The 19,145-nt window shown below is 67.9% G+C and carries 20 protein-coding genes and 1 pseudogene; 8 read left to right on the forward strand and 13 right to left on the reverse strand.

Going from position 1 to position 19,145, the window contains the following annotated elements:
- Nucleotides 1–35: 35 nt before the first annotated feature.
- The 4 genes and pseudogenes from AC3WOS_RS09795 to AC3WOS_RS09810 all read right to left on the reverse strand — a co-directional run.
- Nucleotides 36–419, reverse strand: a pseudogene (locus AC3WOS_RS09795) (GNAT family N-acetyltransferase); the annotation flags it as partial.
- A gap of 198 nt (nt 420–617) precedes the next feature.
- Nucleotides 618–1,427 (reverse strand): SDR family NAD(P)-dependent oxidoreductase, encoded by an 810-nt coding sequence (locus AC3WOS_RS09800; RefSeq protein WP_492715729.1) that lies wholly within the window; start codon nt 1,425–1,427, stop codon nt 618–620.
- A 97-nt stretch (nt 1,428–1,524) separates the two neighbouring features.
- Nucleotides 1,525–2,508 carry an alpha/beta fold hydrolase gene (locus AC3WOS_RS09805; RefSeq protein WP_492715730.1) on the reverse strand — a complete coding sequence of 328 codons (984 nt, stop codon included), beginning with the start codon at nt 2,506–2,508 and terminating at the stop codon, nt 1,525–1,527.
- 1 nt (nt 2,509) lies between these two features.
- On the reverse strand, nt 2,510–3,253 hold the full coding sequence (locus AC3WOS_RS09810) for a TetR/AcrR family transcriptional regulator (RefSeq protein ID WP_492715731.1): 744 nt from the start codon (nt 3,251–3,253) through the stop codon (nt 2,510–2,512).
- Between the two features lie 135 nt (nt 3,254–3,388).
- Here AC3WOS_RS09810 and AC3WOS_RS09815 point away from each other — a divergent pair, with 135 nt between their 5' ends.
- Entirely contained in the window at nt 3,389–4,891 is a 1,503-nt protein-coding gene (locus tag AC3WOS_RS09815; RefSeq protein ID WP_492715732.1) for a flavin-containing monooxygenase, read from the forward strand.
- A gap of 25 nt (nt 4,892–4,916) precedes the next feature.
- Here AC3WOS_RS09815 and AC3WOS_RS09820 read toward each other — a convergent pair whose 3' ends face one another.
- From AC3WOS_RS09820 to AC3WOS_RS09840, 5 genes are all read right to left on the reverse strand, one after another.
- Nucleotides 4,917–5,336, reverse strand: coding sequence for a hypothetical protein (locus AC3WOS_RS09820; RefSeq protein ID WP_492715733.1), 420 nt, complete (start codon nt 5,334–5,336; stop codon nt 4,917–4,919).
- Between the two features lie 30 nt (nt 5,337–5,366).
- Nucleotides 5,367–5,795 (reverse strand): hypothetical protein, encoded by a 429-nt coding sequence (locus tag AC3WOS_RS09825; RefSeq protein WP_492715734.1) that lies wholly within the window; start codon nt 5,793–5,795, stop codon nt 5,367–5,369.
- A gap of 118 nt (nt 5,796–5,913) precedes the next feature.
- Nucleotides 5,914–7,047, reverse strand: a complete 1,134-nt coding sequence (locus tag AC3WOS_RS09830; RefSeq protein WP_492715735.1) for a helix-turn-helix transcriptional regulator — start codon at nt 7,045–7,047, stop codon at nt 5,914–5,916.
- 165 nt (nt 7,048–7,212) lie between these two features.
- A complete protein-coding gene (locus AC3WOS_RS09835) occupies nt 7,213–9,156 on the reverse strand; it encodes a putative bifunctional diguanylate cyclase/phosphodiesterase (RefSeq protein WP_492715736.1) in 1,944 nt (647 codons plus the stop codon).
- A gap of 127 nt (nt 9,157–9,283) precedes the next feature.
- Nucleotides 9,284–9,955, reverse strand: a complete 672-nt coding sequence (locus tag AC3WOS_RS09840; RefSeq protein WP_492715737.1) for a GIN domain-containing protein — start codon at nt 9,953–9,955, stop codon at nt 9,284–9,286.
- A 276-nt stretch (nt 9,956–10,231) separates the two neighbouring features.
- Here AC3WOS_RS09840 and AC3WOS_RS09845 point away from each other — a divergent pair, with 276 nt between their 5' ends.
- From AC3WOS_RS09845 to AC3WOS_RS09875, 7 genes are all read left to right on the forward strand, one after another.
- The gene (locus tag AC3WOS_RS09845) at nt 10,232–10,936 is read left to right on the forward strand and encodes a methyltransferase (RefSeq protein WP_492715738.1); all 705 of its coding nucleotides are present in this window, start codon (nt 10,232–10,234) and stop codon (nt 10,934–10,936) included.
- Nucleotides 10,933–12,171 carry a hypothetical protein gene (locus tag AC3WOS_RS09850; RefSeq protein ID WP_492715739.1) on the forward strand — a complete coding sequence of 413 codons (1,239 nt, stop codon included), beginning with the start codon at nt 10,933–10,935 and terminating at the stop codon, nt 12,169–12,171. Before AC3WOS_RS09845 ends, AC3WOS_RS09850 begins: the two co-directional genes overlap by 4 nt.
- Nucleotides 12,168–13,022, forward strand: coding sequence for an arginase family protein (locus AC3WOS_RS09855; RefSeq protein WP_492715740.1), 855 nt, complete (start codon nt 12,168–12,170; stop codon nt 13,020–13,022). The genes AC3WOS_RS09850 and AC3WOS_RS09855 overlap by 4 nt, the downstream gene beginning before the upstream one ends.
- Nucleotides 13,023–13,286: 264 nt before the next feature.
- A complete protein-coding gene (locus AC3WOS_RS09860) occupies nt 13,287–13,382 on the forward strand; it encodes a hypothetical protein (RefSeq protein ID WP_492715776.1) in 96 nt (31 codons plus the stop codon).
- 26 nt (nt 13,383–13,408) lie between these two features.
- Nucleotides 13,409–13,657: a DUF4160 domain-containing protein gene (locus AC3WOS_RS09865; protein ID WP_492715741.1), complete on the forward strand. Its 249-nt coding sequence runs from the start codon at nt 13,409–13,411 to the stop codon at nt 13,655–13,657.
- Nucleotides 13,644–14,069, forward strand: a complete 426-nt coding sequence (locus tag AC3WOS_RS09870; RefSeq protein ID WP_492715742.1) for a DUF2442 domain-containing protein — start codon at nt 13,644–13,646, stop codon at nt 14,067–14,069. The genes AC3WOS_RS09865 and AC3WOS_RS09870 overlap by 14 nt, the downstream gene beginning before the upstream one ends.
- Nucleotides 14,066–14,677 (forward strand): YkgJ family cysteine cluster protein, encoded by a 612-nt coding sequence (locus AC3WOS_RS09875; RefSeq protein ID WP_492715743.1) that lies wholly within the window; start codon nt 14,066–14,068, stop codon nt 14,675–14,677. The genes AC3WOS_RS09870 and AC3WOS_RS09875 overlap by 4 nt, the downstream gene beginning before the upstream one ends.
- A gap of 175 nt (nt 14,678–14,852) precedes the next feature.
- Here AC3WOS_RS09875 and AC3WOS_RS09880 read toward each other — a convergent pair whose 3' ends face one another.
- The 4 genes from AC3WOS_RS09880 to AC3WOS_RS09895 all read right to left on the reverse strand — a co-directional run bounded on the left by AC3WOS_RS09880 (nt 14,853) and on the right by AC3WOS_RS09895 (nt 19,048).
- Nucleotides 14,853–15,623, reverse strand: a complete 771-nt coding sequence (locus AC3WOS_RS09880; protein WP_492715744.1) for a ParA family protein — start codon at nt 15,621–15,623, stop codon at nt 14,853–14,855.
- 117 nt (nt 15,624–15,740) lie between these two features.
- The gene (locus tag AC3WOS_RS09885; protein ID WP_492715745.1) at nt 15,741–17,009 is read right to left on the reverse strand and encodes a TIGR04552 family protein; all 1,269 of its coding nucleotides are present in this window, start codon (nt 17,007–17,009) and stop codon (nt 15,741–15,743) included.
- Nucleotides 17,010–17,305: 296 nt separating this feature from the next.
- On the reverse strand, nt 17,306–17,704 hold the full coding sequence (locus AC3WOS_RS09890) for a hypothetical protein (protein ID WP_492715746.1): 399 nt from the start codon (nt 17,702–17,704) through the stop codon (nt 17,306–17,308).
- A gap of 186 nt (nt 17,705–17,890) precedes the next feature.
- Complete coding sequence (locus AC3WOS_RS09895) at nt 17,891–19,048, reverse strand: iron-containing alcohol dehydrogenase (protein ID WP_492715747.1); 1,158 nt, start codon at nt 19,046–19,048, stop codon at nt 17,891–17,893.
- Nucleotides 19,049–19,145 lie beyond the last annotated feature (97 nt).

A 19,145-nucleotide genomic window follows, 5' to 3' on the forward strand; every position in this document is an offset into this window, starting at 1 on the left:
GGGTCGTCGCGGTAGTCGCCGTAAGGTGCGCAGCGGCGGTAGCCGTGGCGCTCGTACAGGGCCAGTGCCTGCGGCTGGTAAGGCCCCGTCTCCAGCGTCAGGCGCGGGCAGCCGGCGGCCCGCGCCGCCTCTTCCAGCATGGCCAGCAGGCGGTCGGCCGCGCCCTGGCCGCGGCAGGCCGGTTGCAGATACATGCGCTTGATCTCGCCGTAGGCCGGCGTCAGCACGACGGCGCCGCAGCCGACGGCCGTGCCGGCGTCGTCGCGCACGACGGCGAACTTCACGTGCGGCTGCTTGAGCGCCGCCAGGTCCAGCGCATACACGCTTTCCGGGGGATAGAGGGTGAGCTGGTAGGCGTCGAGGTCGGCGATCAGGTCGATCACGGCCGGCTGGTCCGGCGTTTCAAAGGCGATATGCATGGCGGCAGGGGAAAGGGCGGCGCCGGCCCATGCCGGCGTTCAGCCGCTAGTGTATCGGCAGCACGGCGCGCACGCCAGAGGCGAGCACCGGCCACGGCCCGCAAACAGCATGCGGGGCCGGTGCGCCTTCATCCGGGCCGTTGACAGTGGCGCGGACGGGGCGGCACGGGGGCGCGACGGTGGTCCGGCCAGGTGCCATCACATCAGGCGTTCAAGCAGGCGTATGCCGCGCCCGTAGGACACCGGCAGCAGCTTTTGCAGCGCGTTGAGCAGCCCGGCCAGGTGGCCGAACAGGATGCGTCGCTTGCCGCGCGCCACCCCGCGCAGGATGGCGCGCGCCATGTCCGCCGGCGGCGTGAGCAGCATTTTGTCTCCCTTGGCGACGAAGGCCCGCTCGGTGGCGTCGGCGTTGACGGAAAAGCGCGCTGCATGGGCGATCTCGGTGCGGATGCCGCCCGGATGGACCGAGGTGGCGCCCACGCCCGTGCCTTCCAGTTCCTGCCACAGGCATTCGGTGAAGCCGCGCACGCCGAACTTGGAGATGTTGTAGGCGCCCTGGCCGGGGAAGGCGACGATGCCGAAGATGCTGGAGATGTTGACCAGGTGGCCCTCGCGCTGTTCCAGCAGCATGGGCAGGAAGGCCTTGCAGCCGTAGATCACACCCCACAGGTTGATCCCCAGCTGCCATTCGATTTCCTCGATGGTGCTGTGGGCGATGGTGCCGGCCAGCGTCACGCCGGCGTTGTTGAAGATGAAATGGGCGGTGCCGAAATCGCGCCGTACCTGGTCCGCATGGCCGAATACCTGTGCGCGGTCCGACACGTCGACCCGGTAGCTGCGCGCCTGGGCGCCGGCCGGCAGCTGGCGCATGGTCTCGGCCAGTCCATCCTGGTTGACGTCCGACAGCGCCAGCCGGGCGCCGGCTCCGGCCAGCTGCAGCGCGAGCTGGCGGCCGATGCCGCTGCCGGCGCCCGTCACCACGGCCACCTTGTCCTTGTAATGTTGCATTGCCTGTCTCCCGTTGTTGTCGTTTTATCGTGTGGCCGTGGCCGCGCCGGCCGGGCCGGCATTGTTGCGGGCTGGCGTAGTGCTGGCCGGTGCGGCGTCAAGCCTGCGCATCGTCAAGCTGCTGCATCGTCGGGCCGGCGCTGTACCCGGCCGGTGCATGTTCGCGCCGGAATGCCAGATAGTCGCGTGCGCTCTGGCGCGGCGCTTCCAGCATGGGCAGGTGGCCGATGCCGGGCATCAGGATGGTGCGGCTGCGGCGGAACAGGGCGCCCAGCGCGGCGGCGCCGGACGGGTGCAGGATGCGGTCCTGCTGGCCCCACACGATCAGCGTAGGCGGCGCCAGGTCGCGGTATTGCTGTTCCAGCAGCGGTGCGTCGGCCAGCTGGCGCATGATGGCGCAGTGCAGGGGGTAGTCGGCCACGGCGCGCCGGCCCAGCGCCGTGCGCACGCAATGGGGCAGGAACGGTGCGTGGTGGGTGGTGCTGGCGATCAGCTGCCGCACATCGCTCACCTGGCGCAGCAGCAGCGGCATCTCGCCCGTGGCGCGGTAGCGTTCCAGCACGGCCGAGCTCTGGGCGGCGGCCGTGCCGGCCGGGTCGAGCAGCCACAGGCTGGCCACCCGTTCCGGATAGGTGGCGGCAAACTGGGCGGCGATGAAGCCGCCCATGGAGTTGCCGCCCAGGTGGACGGGACCGGGCGCCACCTGGTCGAGGAAGGCGCGCAGCCGTTCCACCTGTTCGGCGATGCTGTAGCTGGCTTGCGCGTTGCGCGTCGTTTCGCCAAAGCCGGGCAGGTCGGGCATGATGACACGGTAGTGGGGTGTGAGGAAGCGCGCGACGCGGGTGAAGTTGTCCTTGTCGCCGGCAAAGCCGTGCACCAGCACCAGCGGCGCACCGCGTCCGCCCTCCAGGTAGGGCATGACGAAGCCGGGCACGGCCACGCGCCACAGGCGCAAGCCGGCGCGCCAGCGCTCCAGCCCCATGCCGAGGCGGGCCGCCGACAGCGGTGCCAGGCGGTTGGCCAGCAGGACCGGCATGATCAGCACCGCCAGCGCGGCGGCAACGGTGTACGCGATAGACATGTCAGGCGCTCCGGCGGCGGGAGGTGGGGGAAGGCGGGACGGTCGTGGCGGCGGGCGGCGCCTGCCAGACTGCTACCGTGGCCATGCCCAAGGCGTGCAGGTTTTTCACCAGCACGGCGCGCGCCGGCTTGAAGTCGGCCAGCGCCCAGTTCTTGGCCGTCTGGTAGATGGCGCCCAGCAGGGCGCCCGCCAGCAGGCGCGGCGACAGGCCGTTGGCCGGCCGGACCGGCAGGCCGGCGCAGATCACCTGCTCGATCAGGTCGGTCGACAGTTCCAGCCGGTGGCGGTAGGTGGCGTTGGCCGCCTCGCTGGCGCCCTCGATCTCCATCAGCACCAGGCGTGCGCGGGCCTTGTCGGCCGCCACGGCCGACAGGTAGGCGTCCAGCGCGGCCAGCATGCGCTCGTGCACGTTGGGCGCGGCCCGCGCCACCTTGGCCGATACCTTGGCCAGCATCGCCTCGGCCGCGGCGGTGTAGGCGCTGCACAACAGCTCATCGAAATTGCCGAACGATTCGTAGAAATAGCGCTCCGTCAGCCCGGCCTCGGCGCACAGCATCTTGAGCGTGGTGTGGTGATAGCCGTGCGTGCCGAAGCAGTGGATGGCCGCCGCCAGCAGGCGCTGGCGCCGCTCGCTCACGCGCTGTTCGTTGCTGGCGCCGCGATACACCCGCTCGCCCCTGGCCGTGTCGGCGGCGGCCGTGGTGCCCTTGTTGTTGCTCATGTTGTTGCTCATGTCGTCACTCATGTCATCGTGCCATCGGTTGATTGACATCATCAAATGTCAGTTCTTGAAGCGTATATTGACATTGAATAATGTCAGTTGTAAAGTGCCTTGACTGACATTGTGTAATGTCACATAACGACAAAGGGAGGCGACAATATGGCAACCAGGGCAAGCGATCCGGCCGCGGACGGGGACACCGCGCCGCAGCTGGAAGTGGCGGTGATCGGCAGCGGCTTTTCCGGCTTGTGCATGGGTATCAAGCTGCAGGAGGCGGGCATTGACAGTTTCGCCATCCTGGAGAAGGACGCCGTGTTCGGCGGCACGTGGCGCGTGAACCACTATCCGGGCGCCGCCTGCGACGTGCCCAGCCACCTGTATTCGTTCTCGTTCGCCCAGAACGCGGACTGGAGCCGCAAGTTTCCGCCCCAGGCCGAACTGCTGCGCTACACGGAAGACATCGCGCGCCGCTACGGCCTGCTCGAGCGCATCCGGCTCGACACGGCCTTGCTGGCGGCCGACTATGACGCCGCGCGCGGCTGGTGGACGCTGCGCACCAGCCGTGGCCAGCTGACGGCGCGCAACCTGGTGATCGCCACCGGCGCCCTGTCGCGCCCGGCCGCGCCGCCCGTGCCGGGGCTGGACCAGTTCCGCGGCAAGCTGTTCCACTCGGCCCACTGGGACCACGGCTACGACTTGCGCGGCAAGCGGGTGGCCGTGATCGGCACCGGCGCCAGCGCCATCCAGTTCGTGCCCGCCATCGCCGCCCAGGTGGCCCAGCTCGACCTGTACCAGCGCACGGCGCCGTGGGTGCTGCCCCGTCCCGACCGCGCCATCACGGCCGTCGAGCGCTGGCTGCTGCGCCGGGTGCGTCCGCTGCAGGCGCTGTACCGGGGCCTGACTTATGTGCGCTACGAAGCGCGCTTCCTGGCCTTTGCCAAGTGGCCGCTGCTGATGCGGGCCGTGGAGTGGCAGGCCAGGCGCCACATCGGGCGCCAGATCCCGCACGACGCGGCGCTGCGCGCCAAGGTGACGCCCAGCTACCGGGCCGGCTGCAAGCGGCTGCTCCTGTCGAGCAATTACTACCCGGCCCTGGCCCGCGCCAACGTGGCCGTGATCGCGGACGGTATCGCCGAAGTGCGGGCCAACAGCGTGCTCGGGCGCGACGGCCGCGAGCGGCCGGTGGACGCCATCATCTTCGGCACCGGTTTCGACGTCGAGCATGCGCTGGGGACGGTGGCGGTGCGGGGCCGCGACGGCCTGCTGCTGAGCGAGGCGGCGCGCGGCGGGCTGGAGGCATACAAGGGCGCGGCCATCCCCGGCTTCCCCAACCTGTACATGATCATCGGCCCCAACACGGGGCTGGGCCATAATTCCATGATCTACATGATCGAGGCCAATGTGCGCTACGTGGTGCAGGCGCTGGCGCTGCGCCGCGCGCGCGGGCTGCAGGCGGTGGAGGTGCGGGCCGACGCCAGCCGCCGCTACAACGACATGCTGCAGCAGCGCCTGCGCGGCACCGTGTGGAGTTCCGGCTGCAAGAGCTGGTACCTGACCAGCGGCGGCAGGAACAGCACGCTGTGGCCCGGCTTCACCTTCGAGTACCGCCGCATCACGCGCCGCTTCGACAGCGGCGCCTACCGGCTGGACGGCGCCGGCTGAACGGGACGGTCCGCCGCGTGCGGCGTCAGCGCAACTGCGCCACCACCAGCGTTTCCGCCGTCGGCACGCCGGCCACCTGGCCGGCCGGCACCACCATGGTCAGCTCGCCGGCCACCGTGCCGTCGTCGTGCAGGTCGAGGCGCAGCTTGAGCTGGCGGTCGGCGGCCACGAAGGCGTTGGCCGCCGTGGCCAGCAGCCGGTGCGGGCCCTCGTCTTCCACTTCCGCATACAGGTTGAAGCCGCGGCCGAACAGGCGCAGGGTCTTGCCGTTCGATAGGTCGTACACGCCCTTGTAGCTGTACAAGTCCCCTTCGCTCATGCGATAGGGATGGTCGGGTAGGGTGATGCGCGAGGCGGCGCCCGGAATGCGCACGGCCTCCGGCGCTTGCGCCGCCGCGCCCATGGCCAGTGCGCTCAGAAGCGCGGCGAGGGTGAGCTGGTTCATGATGTGCTCCTGTCGTGGTTTGGGGAGAGGTCAGCGCAGCGTGGCCACCTGCAGGTGCTGGGCGCCATCGGCGCCGGCCAGCGGGGCGGACGGCACCACCATGGTCAGTTCGCCTTCCACCGTGCCGTCGTCGTGGATATCGATGCGCATCTTGAGCTGGCGGTCGGTGGCGACGAAGGCGTTGGCGGCGGCCGCCACCAGCCGGTGCGGACCCTGGTGCTCCACTTCGGCGAACATGGCGTAGCCGCGGTTGTAGAGCTGCAGGTGCTGGCCGTTCGACAGCGTGTAGCTGCCCTTGAATTCGAGGAATTCGTCGGTGCTCATGACATAGTGCCGTTCCGGCAGCACGATCTGCGGCAGGGCCGCCGGGACGCGCACGGTTTCGGGCGGCGGCGGCGTTTGCGCGCTCGCGGCCAGCGCCAGCGCGCTCAGCAGGCAAGCCAGGGGAAGCTGGTTCATGATGATCTCCGGTCGCAATGGAGGCGCGGCCGTGTGACCGGGGCCGCGCGGGCGGAAAGCCGGCCGGCCGTGCGGGCGACCGGTGAGGACAGTGTAGGGCGCGTCGCCGGCGCCGTCGTCATCCGTCCGGGTGAGGCGGCGCGTGGTACATGGCGGCAGAGCCGTGCAGCATGGCGATCAGTTCGCCCTGGCGGCGCGTGTCCGTCTTGGCGTACACCTTCTGCACATGGGTCTTGACCGTGTTCATGCTGATCTGGTGCGCCAGTGCGAACTGGTCCAGCGAACAGCCTTCGGCCAGCGCCTTGGCCACGGCCGCCTCGGCCGGCGTCAGGTCGAACAGCTGCTGCAGCACGGCCCCGGCCACGGTGGCCTGTTCGGCCGCCCGCAACAGCAGCAACACCCGCGGCGGCGCGCCCGGGACCGATGGCAGCGGCGCCGCCGTCAATGTCAGCGGCGCGAGTCCGGCCCGCGCCAGGCACAGGGCCTGGTCGTGGGGCGGGCTGTGCGCGCCCGGCAGCGCGGCCCGCACCAGCTGGTCCAGCGTGGGAGAGCCGGGCGCCAGCGCGGCGCTGAGCCGGCCGTGTTGCAGCCGCAGCGGCGAACCAGGTGTGAGCAGCGCCTGCGCGCTGGGGGTGGCGTACAGCACGCACAGCCGGGCGTCGACCACGATGGCGGCGATGCGGGCGTGCTCCAGGGCGGCGGCGTTGCAGCACTGGGCCAGGCCGGCCTGCTCCAGCCGGCGCGCCAGCCGCAGCGCCCGTTGCAGGTGGGGTAGCAGGGCGCCCAGCTGGCGCTTGCTGTCGTTGTCGTAGTGGCCGGCGCGGCGCGGGCGGTGGATGCCGATCACCGCCAGCTCGCCCGGCGCCACCGCGAACAGCGCGCCCACCACGTAGAAGATGCCGGCCGGCCGGCAGAAGTCGGCGTAATAGGCCGAGCGCAGGAAGGCGCGGTCCGGCACCAGGTCGGCGCTGCAGTGCACCTGCCCCAGCGCCAGCTGGCGGGCGCGGTTGGCCCACACGTCCTCGTGGCAGTAATGCTGTTCGTACTGGGCCAGCAGGGCGGGGCTGAAGTTGGCGCTGTGGTCCAGCATGCGGGCCGCGCCTTGCCGGTCCAGCAGGGCCAGCCCGGCGCTGTCGGCGCCGAAGGCGGGGGCGATGCGTGCGCACAGGCCGGCCCAGTGGGGCGGCGTGGTGGCCGCCTCGTAGATCTGGTCCACCAGCGCGAGCTGCAGTTGGTGTTGCGGTAGCGGCATGGCGGTCTCCCATGGCTGGCTATGCGTACGGCCAGCTATCAGCATAGGATGGGCAGGCGGCCCAATCTACACACATTGTCACGCGGGCCAAATATCATGGATGCGCAGCAGCACCGTGGGGAAAGCAAATGATACAGGCGGGGCCGGCACCGGCCCCGGTCCGACTCAGGTCGCCGCGCGCGCCGCCGCGGCCGGCGCGGGTGCCGGATGGTCGGCCGCCAGCCGTGCCAGCAGCGCCTCCAGCGGCGCCGGCCGCGCGTACAGGTAGCCCTGCAGGCAGTGGCAGTGGTGGGTGATCAGGAAGTCGGCCTGGGAGCGGGTCTCCACCCCTTCGGCCACCACCCGCAGCCCCAGGTGGCGCGCCATGTCGAGGATGGTCTGCACCAGCGCTCCGCTGCCCGTGTCGTGCGGCGCATCCGTCACGAAGCTGCGGTCGATCTTCAGCTCGTACAGCGGCATGCGCCGCAGGTAGGCCAGGCTGGAATAGCCGGTGCCGAAATCGTCGATGGAAAAGCGCAGCCCCAGCGCGGCCAGCTGGTGCATCCGCTCGATGGTGGCGTCCATCTGGTCGATCAGCAGCCCTTCCGTCACCTCCAGGATCAGCAGGCTGGCCGGGGCGCCGGTGGCCGCCAGCGTGGCGCGCACCTGGTCGACGAAGGCGCCCTGGCGGAACTGGCTGGGACTGACGTTGACCGACAGCGGCAGCCGGTGGCCGGCCTGCGCCAGGCGCAGCACGGCCAGGCAGGTCTGTTCCAGGGCCCACTGGCCCAGCTGCAGGATCAGGCCCGACTCCTCGGCCACGGGAATGAACACGGACGGCGCCACGTAGCCGCCGCCGGCCAGCGGCCAGCGCATCAGCATTTCCGCGCCCACGGTGCGGCCGTGGTGGTCCACCTGGGGCTGGGCGTACATGGCCAGCCGGCCGGCCGCCAGCGCGGCCGCCAGGTCCCGTTCCAGGTCCAGCCGGCGCTTCACCTCGGCCTGCATGGCGGCCTGGTAGAAGGCGATGCCGTTGCGGCCGCCGGCCTTGGCGCGGTACATGGCGGTGTCGGCTTCGCGCAGCAAGTCCTGCGCGCTCTGGCCGCTTTGCGGCAGCAGCGTGACGCCGATGCTGGCCGAGCAGCTGTAGCGCTGGCCGGCGATCTCGAACGGGGCGCCGATGGCGTGCCGGATCTTGTCGGCCACCGTCTGCGCCGCCAGCGTGGCCGCTTCCAGCGCCGGCGCCAGCTGCGGCAGCACGACGACGAATTCGTCGCCGCCGATGCGCGACACGGTGTCGGCCTGGCGCACCAGCGCCTGCAGGCGTTCGGCCACGGCCCGCAGCAGCATGTCGCCGGTGCCGTGGCCGCGGGCGTCGTTGATGAACTTGAAGCGGTCCAGGTCGATGAACATGACGGCGCTGTAGCTGGCCGCGCGCGCGCTGGCGGCCAGCAGCGTGTCGATGCGGTCGATCAGCAAGCGCCGGTTGGGCAGGCCCGTCAGCACGTCATAGAAGGCCAGCCGGTGGAAGTCGTCGTTGACGGCCGCCAGGTGGTTGCGGCTTTGCTCGAGCGAGGCGGCGCTGGCGTTGAGTTCCTCGAGCGCGCGCGCCAGGTGGCGCAGCAGCACGGCGCTCGACAGGGTGAGGATGGCGGCGATGAACAGGAAGTTGAGGGCGATGATGAGCGAGCGCAGCAGGCCGTAGGCGGGCAGGCCCGTCACCTGCAGCGCGGCGTCGGCCCGGTAGCCCAGGGCCAGCACGGTGGCCGTGGTCAGGGCCAGCAGGCACAGGGCGGGCCGGAAGCCCAGCAGCAACGACGCCAGCACGGGGATGGCCAGCAGGTAGATCTGGCTGATGGGCCCCACCTTGAGCAGCAAGCCCACGCCCACCATGTAGATCACGCCCAGGAAATGCCACACCCGCACCGTGTAGGCCAGCCGTCGCAGGCGCCAGATGGCGCCGGTCCAGGCCAGGGCGGCCAGGTCGAGCACGGCGATCGGCCAGATCCCTTCGCGCGCGGCCAGCAGCGCGCTGGGCATGGCCGTGACCACGCCCAGCACGAAGACGACCAGCAGCAGCCGCGCAAAAATTTGCGCGCGCCAGTGCGCGAGGGCGGTGGGCGCAGCCATGGTATCGGCCTCCTGGGGAGAGCATACAGGCAGTTCAATTTTGCTACCGATGGTACCCGCAATCGGCGGCCATGTCACGATGACAAGGCTGCGTCACGGTTCCGTGCCTGGCCGGCGCAACAGGGTTTCAGTCGCCGGCGCTGACGCTGCCCAGGCCCTGCACCGACTTGTTGATCACGCGCGGGTGGCCGTAGTAGGACAGCGAACCCATGCCGCGGGCGATGGCGTTCAGGGTGTCGTGCGCGTAGACGCTGACGGCGCCCACGCCCTTGAAGTTGACGTCCACCCGCTCGGCCTGCAAGGCATGGGTGTCGACTTCGCCCACCCCCTTGGCGGCCAGCCGCAGCAGCTTGACCTTGCCGTTGGCCACCAGGTGGCCGGCGCCCAGGTAGCTGATGTCGAGCCGCTCGCCGGCCACCCGGTTGACGATGGTCTCGCCGGCCCCCTCCACCTTGAGCCGGCTCAGCGAGGGCATGGTGATGGTGACATGCGGCGCGCCGCTGGCGACTTGCGCGTTGCGCTGCTCGGGCAGGGTGAGGTTCAGCTCATTCTGCACCACCTCCGTCCTGAGCTGGGCCACGAAGGCGTCGCTGCCGCTGACGGTGACGGACTGCGCCTGGCCCACGGTGACGGTGATGCTGATCGGCCCCTTGCTGTTGATGGCGATGAACGACGGCAGGCTGCGCACGCTGTCGGCGGCGCCGGCCGGCGCGCACGCCAGCAGCGTGGCCAGCAGCGTTGCCAGCAGCGGCGCCAGCACGGTGGCCGGCGGCGGGACGGAGAGTGACGGTGGGCACATGGAAGCTCCTTCGTGGCTAAAACGCAACATTATTGTTATGGCATGCGGCCATTGTACGGCGTGCCGGCCACGCCGGGGCGCCGCTGCGACGAACGGCGGAACGGATGGCGCGAACGGTCGTTACTTGCAAAAAGTATGTTGCTGTTTAGCTACGTTTTCGTGGTATTTTAGAACTAATCTGCATTTCGACGCCGGCGCGCGCGTGGTTATACTCGACGATGCCGGGCCGGCGCCGCTCCCTTCTGTTTCACGAGTGACTCACTGCGAAGGAATGACATGGAACACGTACACGCTGCAGCAGGCTTGTCCCAGATCGACCGCTGGCAGAAGAACCGCCAGAAGGCATTCAAGGCCATCCCGCCCGAGGGGCGCATGATCAAATACCTGGGCAAGCAATTCATGGTCTACCCGGGCACCTTCTGGCCGTTCACCGACAGCCAGCCGCTGGTGCGCCAGCTCCAGGTGGAGCCGGGCGACGCCGTGCTCGACGTGGGCACCGGCTCGGGCGTGATCGCCGTGCACGCCTGCTATGCGGGTGCGGGCCGGGTGCTGGCGCTGGACGTCAACCCGTCGGCCCTGCGCAGCGCCGCCTACAACGCGACCCTGCACGGCTACGACGACGTGATGGAAGTGCGCGAATCGAACCTGTTCCAGAACGTGGGCGACGAGCAGTTCGACGTGATCACGGCCAACCTGCCGTTCCGCGACAAGCCGGCGCCGGACGTGGTGGCGCGCTCCCAGTGGGACACCAATTTCGAAACCAACACCGGCTTTTTCGAGCAGGTGGGGCGCTACCTGAAGCCGGGCGGGCGCATCTACTTCGCCCAGGCCAATTTCGGCGCCATCGAGCAGACCCAGGCCCTGGCCGCCGCCAACGGCTACAGCGTGCAGGTGCTGGGCAGCGCGGCGGCCGACAAGGCCGAGACCAAGAAATTCTTCGTGTTCCTGATCCAGCGCCTGGCGCCGGTTCGGCCCGCATGAATCAGCTGATCGGGTCCGTCAACTCGATCCGCGCCGTGGCGCCGTCCCACCTGGCCGGCGCCATACGGCAGGTAGCCGTGATACTGACCAGTCCACGGTCCGGCTCCAGCCTGCTCACCAGCGTGCTGGCGCGCCATCCGGGCGTGGCCACGCTGGACGGCGAGATCGAACCCTACCTGGCCCTGACCGGCAACGGTTTCGGTTTTAACAGCAACAGCGACGCCATCGGCGCGCTGGCCAATCCGGCCGCCCTGGCCGACTGCGTGCTCGACGACCTGACCGTGGCCGACGCCGGCCCGCCCGACCTGGAACTGCTCAAGCGGCGCTGGCGCAACCGGCTGTTGCTGCAGTTCCCGTCCGTGTTCGCCCAGCCGTCCGAGCTGCGCCGGCTGGCCCAGTCGCTGGACGAAGCGGTCAGCGCCAGCGCGGCGCGGCGCTGCGGCAGCGAGCGGGCCTGGCAGGAATATGTGCTGGGCAAGGTGTTCCGCCACGACGGCTGGCGCATGGCCTACTACGACGGCATGGCGCGCGACGGCGCGGCCGGCGGCTTCGACGTGCCGCTCAAGCTGGAAGAGCCGCCCTTCGTCATGCCGCGCCACAGCCGCCGCCGGCTGACGGCCGGGGACGCGGCCGGCAAGGTGTTGCTGTTCAAGACCCCGCCGGACGTGTATCGCCTGGGCCTGTACCGCCAGCTGTTCCCCCACGCCGACATCAAGTACATCCACCTCACGCGCGGCTACGCCCAGGCCGTCAACGGCTTGATCGACGGCTGGCAGTCGCCGGTGGGCTTCTTCTCGCACGACTTGCGCTGGGCCGGGGTGGACTTGCGCATCGGCGGCTACACGGACGTGCTGCCGTTCGGGCGGCGTTGGTGGAAGTTCGACCTGCCGCCCAACTGGCGCCAGTTCACGGCCGCGCCGCTGGAACAGGTGTGTTTGAACCAGTGGCTGTCGCCGCACCGGGCCGTGCTGGAAGCCGGGGTGCCGGCCCTGCGCCTGCGCTTCGAGGACTTCCTGGCCGACCCGGCGGGGGCCATGGCCCGCATCACGGGCTACCTGGGCTTGCCGCCCATGGCGCTGGAGGCGCGCCTGCCGGTGACCATGGCCACCGAGCAGCCGGCCCGCCAGCGCTGGAAGAAGCGCGAGGCGGCCCTGCTGGCGCTGGGCCGCCAGGGCGAGGTGCAAGCCATGATGGCCGCGCTGGACTACAGCATGGACCCGGAGGGCTGGTCATGAAGCGGCGCCTGTTGGTGCCGTTCCTGATGGGCCAGCGGCGCGACGGCCTGGCCCGCGTGTGTGAACTCGATCGCCACGACTGGCAGGTGGTGCAGGTGGACGAGTGCCGCGCCACCGCCATCGCCGACCGGGGCGAGCAGATGCGCAGCATGGGCAAGATCTACGGCCGGCTGGCGGCGGCCGTGCGCGACATCGTGCGGGCCGGCGACGTGCCTGTCAGCATCGCCGGCGACTGCGTGTCGTCGCTGGGCATGCTGGGCGGGCTGCAGCAGGCGGGCCGGCCGCCCGACCGCATCCTGTGGCTGGACGCGCATGGCGACTTCCACACCTGGAACACCAGCCAGACCCGCTACCTGGGCGGCATGCCGCTGGCCATGCTGGTGGGCCGGCCCGACCGGCGGCGCGACAACCGCGACGCCATCGGCGCGCTGCGCTCGGCCGTGGGGGTGGCGCCGTTCCCGGAACAGCGCATCGTGCTGTCGGACGCGCGCGACCTCGACCCCGGCGAAGCGGAGGCGGTGGCCAATTCCGGCCTGGTGCGCTGCGACATCGGCGCCATCCTGCCGCACCTGTCGCCGCGCGAGCGGCTCTACGTGCACTTCGACACGGACGTGATCGACGCCGAGGCCCAGATGCCGGCCCTGAAGTACCACGTCAAGGCCGGTCCCAGCCTGGCGGACATGGGGGCGCTGTTCCGCGCCCTGCGCGGCTACAACGTGGTGGCCGTGTCGGTGTCGGCCTGGCACGAGGAAAAGGATGTGGAGAACAAGGCGGCCCTGGCCTGCCTGGAATTGTTGCGGGAACTGGAGCCGGAACCGGCGACGGTGCTGGAGGCGGTGCCGGCCGGCTAGCGCTTCCTCGTGGTCCTCGATGCCATCGACAGGCGGGAATTCCCTGCCGCCGACTTCCTCCCCATCTTCCAGCAGCCGGAACCGCCAGCCGCCGCCAAGAGGTCGATTGACATAGTGGCTCCATAGGTAAATCAGGTATAGCAATCATGCTGTCACGACTTGGCCGGCGTGGTTGCAAGTCCCGATTGTTCCCGCTGCGAGCACATAATTCCTCTGGTGGGTTTTCCGCAGGGTCGGTTACTCAATTAAGCCGGTTGCAGCGTCATCTACGAGGAAGCGGCCAGCGGGAAATCGACCGTCCGCCCGGAGCTTGAGCAGTGCCGAAAGGCGCTGCGAGAGGGCGACACCCTCGTCAAATAACCCAATCGGTTTGGGTTTCTGATACAATGCCAACTGTACTGACGATTTTTGGCCTGCGCGTGGTCATCTACCCCAACGATCACCGGCCTGCTCATGTTCACGTTCAAGGTAACGGGTGTGAAGCAGTGTGCAACTTGCATTGCCCAGATGGGCCTCTTGAGTTGCGGGAAAACTATGGTTTTTCGCAAAAGGAGTTGGGGAAGATTGCCGGTGCGCTCGCCAAAGATTTGGCTGAGCTATGCACTAAATGGACGGCGATACATGGACATTACTGATACCACATTTGAGGCCGCGAACCGTCGTGGAGCGGCAAAAAAAGCTGCTTTCCCGGCCGCGGTGGCGGTGCGCTATGACCGTCGTATTTCGCGCATCGTGATTTCTTTGGCATCCGGTTTGCAAATCGCATTTGCGCCCCGTGATGTACAAGGTTTGGAGAATGCACACCCGGCAGACTTGGTCGATGCTGAGATCAGCCCTTCTGGATTGGGCGTGCACTTCCCCAAACTCGATGCTGACCTTTACATCCCCGCGCTGCTGGAGGGCTTTCTTGGCTCCAAGCGCTGGATGGCTTCACAGATGGGCAAAGTGGGCGGCAAGGCATCCACCGACGCCAAGACGGCCGCCGCGCGTGAAAACGGGAAACTTGGTGGCCGTCCAAAGAAAGTCAGGGAGCTGGCCGCAGCATGAGCAAATCAGAACGTGCGGGACCGTCGGTGATGGGCTTCTATCGGCAGCTCGATGCTGCCCTCGCCGCAACTGCGACGCGCGCGCATGACTGCAAGGCGGGCTGTAGCTACTGCTGCCACATCCGCGTGGTGGCGCAGCCACATGAGATTTATTATCTCGCGACGTTCATGCAGGAACATTTTGCACCAGAGCGAATTCGGCTTGTGCTGGATCAAGCGCGGGCCAATAGAAAACGCATTGCCCCTTTGACCGTAGCGGAGCACATCGCTACCAATATTCCTTGCCCATTGCTGGAAGATGGCAAGTGCAGCGCGTACCCGGCGCGGCCAGCGAAATGCCGGTCCTATCATTCGCTCAATGTCAAAGTGTGCGAAGCTGCCCACATCGATACCACTTACTCAGCACCGCACCCATACGATGTTCCAGTGAAGCTCCAAGCCAATGAGTTCCAGCAAGCCATGACGCAAGCTGTCGGGCAGCAAGGCTTTGACGCGGACTACTACGAATTCAACGGGGCTTTGATAGAGGCGTTTTCTAGCGCGGATTCGCGTAAGCGGTGGGCGAACGGTAAGCGCGCGTTACCAAGCAAGTACATGACGACAGAATAAGTCTGTCGTCTGCTGTAGCCGCTGCGGCTGGCCGCGGGGCGTGCGGCGTTCGGCCCGGGCGCCGGGCCGGGAAGGGGGGCTGCCCGCCCGGCTGCGCGCCGCCGGGCGCGAGTCGTCCGGTGCGCCGCGTCCGGGCCGGGGCTGGCCCGGCTTGGCCTGACTTGGCTTGGCCCCGTCAGGCGGCCTGCAATTCCTGGTACAGGGCGAGGAATTCCTGGCTCAGCTTGTGGCGCGCGTCCAGGTGGATCATGGGCAGGTTGCGGTCGTGCGATTCGCGGATGCGGATAGAGCTCGACAGCTTGTTGTCCAGCACCGGCAAGCCTTCCCCCTTCAATTCGTCGACCAGGCGCTGCGGCAGCAGGGCGCGCGGCTGGAACTGGTTGACGACGATGCCTTCGATGGCCAGCCGGGGATTGTGGTCGGCCTTGATCTCGGCCACGTTGTTGACCAGCGTGTACAAGGCCTGGCGCGAAAAATCGTCGCAGTCGAACGGGATCAGGCAGCTGTCGGCCGCGATCAGGGCCGACTGGGTGAAGAAGTTGTAGGACGGCGGGGTGTCGATGTAGATCTCGTCGAAATCCTTGCTCAGTTCATTGAGCGTGTCGCGCAGCTTGTAGATCTTGTGGCGCGATTCGAGCTTGGACTGCAGGTCGCCCAGTTCCGGGTGGGCCACCATGACGGACAGGTTCTCGAACGGCGTCTCGTGCACGTACTGGCTGGCCGCCTTGGCGAACATGGAAAAACTCAGCATCTGCTCGAAGTAGGCGCCCATGGTGGGCGCCACATCGGCCGCCGCCGCGCCCAGCAGGTAGCGGCTCGAATTGCACTGTGGATCGATATCGATCAGCAAGGTACGCTTGCCCTGGTGTGCCGCGATGGCGGCCAGGTTCACTGCAATGGTCGACTTGCCGACGCCGCCCTTCTGATTGAAGATCACACGTTTCATCTGCTGTTCCATGGAGTGGATGGGGATCGCACGATTCTAGCATGGTGCGATGCAGCAACGAATGATGCCGGCGTCATGAATGTGTCAATTTGTTCACACCGGCGGCGCGGCGCCGCCTCAGTGGGTCAGTGCGGAGGCGGGGGCGGCGGCGCACGCGGCCGAGGCCGCGGGCGCTGGCCCGGCGGTGGCTGTGGCGGCGGGCACGGCGTCCGCGTCCGGCGCGCTTGCCGCCAGCGGCGGCTGGCAGGCCGCGATCCAGTCCTGCAGGGCGCGCCCCAGCACGCGCAGGCGGGCCGTCTCCACCTGGCGCCGCTTGTACGCTTCATGGCTGGCCGGGCCGCTCAGGCTGCGTTCGTGGCTGGCCTTGTCCATCAGCTGGATCTCATATTCGAAGAAGAACCCTACGTCATAATCCTGGGCGCTGTCGGCCGCCGGGTCCGGCTGCAAATGGATCATCTTGCGCACCGTGACCTGGATGCTGCTGAAGCCGGCGCCGCTGTGCGGGTTGTCGCTGCGCGTCTGCGGCTTGGCCAGCTGTTCCATTTCCGCATCCATGCGCTGCAGCAGCTGGTCCGGATAGGCGTCGCTGTGGTCGAGCACGGTCCGGTACTTGGCGAACACCTGCTTGGCCGCATCCAGGTCGAGCAGGGTATTGCGGGTGCGCTGGGCGTCCACGTTGGTGACGGAGAGCAGATGGGCGCGCTGCAAGGTGCGCAGGGCCAGCAGGCATTCGAAGCGGGTGTTGAAGATCAGCCGCACGCCCAGGTGGTCGTAGATGTCGGCGGCCAGGTAGCCGGCCTTTTGCAGCAGCTTGAGCAGGATGCTGTGGCGGCCCTTGTTGTTCTTGCGCTCGAACTGGAGCAGGGGCAGGCACACTTCGCCGTCCGTGAGGAAGTGGTGGCCGCCGTCGTCGCAGTGGATCACCTCGTCCAGGCTGGCGAACACCTGCTCGCGGATGGTGGCGAAGTGGCGCAGCTTGAGGTTGTTCTCCAGGTAGAAGATGCCGTGCATGACCTTGAGCACGGCGCACGACCACATGCGCAGCAAGTCCGACTGCTGGCCCCGCATGGAAGCGTAGACCAGCAGCTGCAGCGGATCGTCGGGGCTGGCCACGGCGGCCGGTATGAGCTGGGCCTGGCTTGGTTCGAGGAAGGTATGGGTGATGAAGTCGACCGCTTCCCGGTGCACGCGGGCGATGTGGGCCGGGGCGGCCGGCTGGTCCAGGTCGAAGCCGTATTCGCGCACGAACTGGCGCGCGTCGTGCAGGTTACGCAGGGCCAGGCCGCCCAGGTCGATGGCCGATATCCCGTTGGCGATCGCGTTCAGGTAGCTCCAGTTGAGCGAAAACTTGTGCTTGCTCTTGAGCGAGGCTCGTAGTTCTGTCATGGCACACAGGCATGAAGCAGCAATCTGCCCCGTGACGCCCGTCTGACTGCCGGCGCGGCGATGGCGGGGATATCGACTTGCATACGGCATGCCGTACGGTCGTCCAATTCAGTATCGCAGCCGGCTGCCCGCCAGTCAATCTATCCCCGGCACAACTTGTTTTGCTCTGCACAAAAAATCAGGAAAAATGGGGACGTACCCCATTTTGCCATTTTGGAAAACAGGAGGAAAAAAAAGGGACGTCCCCATTTCTTAAAAAAGGGGTACGTCCCCATTTTTTTCCGTCTTTTGCGGGGTCAGCGGTTGACCCATGCGACCACTGGGCCGGCGTCGATGGTGGCCGTCAGGCCGGTGACGACGCCGTTGGGATATTGCGTGAACGCCATCCGGGTCCTGCCGTCGGTGGAGACGAAGGTATCGGCCGTGACGGCGACGATCTCCATTGCCGGCTGGCCGTCGAAGCGGGCGTAGTAATGGCGGCGATGGCTGCTGATGGACAGCACCTGGCCATTATCCATGCTGTATTGGCCCCGGAATTCCACGAAGTCCCGTGGCGAAACCAGGCTCTTGGCGCGCGCTACGCGCTGGGTGGGGATGGATGCCTGATCCGCCGGGTCCGACGTGGCCGGCTGGGTCTGGGCTGGCACTGCGCCGCTGGCTGCGCACAATAGCGCCAGGGCAAGTAGAGTACGCATGATGAACCTCCAACTGAGTGATGAGCAGTATGTTTTTGATAACTGCATCGCTCAGTATAGAGCTGCCGCCTCCGATGTACAGCCAGCGGTTCCCGGCGGCAGAGAATAAGTGGCTGCCACCTGGGAACCAGTAGTAACGAAATATGTCAAATTATTAATGTTGATTTAATAATCTGTATCATCTTCTTACAGCGCGTGCTGCAGGATGGCGCGGCTCACTTCCAGGCTCACGTCGCGCCGTTCGCCCAGCTTGCTCATGCCGTGCGCGGCCAGCTGGGCCAGCACGGCTTCCACCGCTTCCTGTCCCAGGCCGTAGCCGCCCAGCCGGGTGGGGATGCCCACGCTTTCGAAGAAGGCGCGGGTGCGGGCGATGGCCGCGGCTATGCGCTCGTCCTCGCTGCCGTCCGTGATGCCCCACACGCGCGCGCCGTACTGCAGCAGCTTGGCGCGCTTGCTGTCGCGCCGCACGTGCAGCAGGGCCGGCAGCACGATGGCCAGGGTGCGGGCGTGGTCGATGTTGTAGAGCGCCGTCAGTTCGTGGCCTATCATGTGGGTGGTCCAGTCTTGCGGCACGCCGGCGCCGATCAGGCCGTTCAGGGCCAGCGAGGCGGCCCACATCAGGTTGCTGCGGGTGTCGTAGTCGTCGGGCGCGGCCAGCGCGCGGGGGGCGATCTCGACCAGGGTCTGCAGCAAGCCTTCGGCAAAGCGGTCCTGGGGCAGGGCCTGGGCCGGATAGGTCAGGTATTGCTCCGTCGTGTGGACGAAGGCGTCCACCAGGCCGTTGGCCACCTGCTGCAGGGGCAGGCTGTAGCTGCGGGTGGGGTCCAGGATGGAAAACTGGGGGAACAAGTGTTCGCTGCGGAACGGCTGCTTGGTGTGGCTGGCCTTGCGGGTGACGACGGCGCCGTTGTTCATTTCCGAACCGGTGGCCGGCAAGGTCAGCACGGCGCCGAATGGCAGCGCGCGCGTGACGACGGCGCCGCGGCTGTGCGCCACGTCCCAGGCGTCGCCCTCGTACAGGGCGGCGGCCGCCACGAACTTGGTGCCGTCGATGACGGAGCCGCCGCCCACGGCCAGCAGGTAGTCGAGCCGCTCGGCCTTCACCTGGGCGATGGCGCCTTGCAGCGTCTCGTAGCTGGGGTTGGGCTCGATGCCGCCGAACTCGCGTACGACGCGGTCGCCCAGCGCGGCCCGCACGTCGGCCAGGGTGCCCGTCTTTTCGGCGCTGGCGCCGCCGTACAGCAACAGCACGCGCGCCGTTTCCGGCACCAGCCGCGCCAGGGCGGCCGTGGTGCCGGCGCCGAACACGATTTTGGTCGGGTTGTAATACTCGAAATTCAACATGGTGTGGTTCCTGAAGACAATAGACGTAGACAGTGTGCCGTGGCGCAGCCCATCGGTGCGCGCGGCAGGGGCAGTGTAGCAGGGGTGGGCGATGGGC

This window comes from Rugamonas sp. FW305-51, assembly GCF_058786935.1.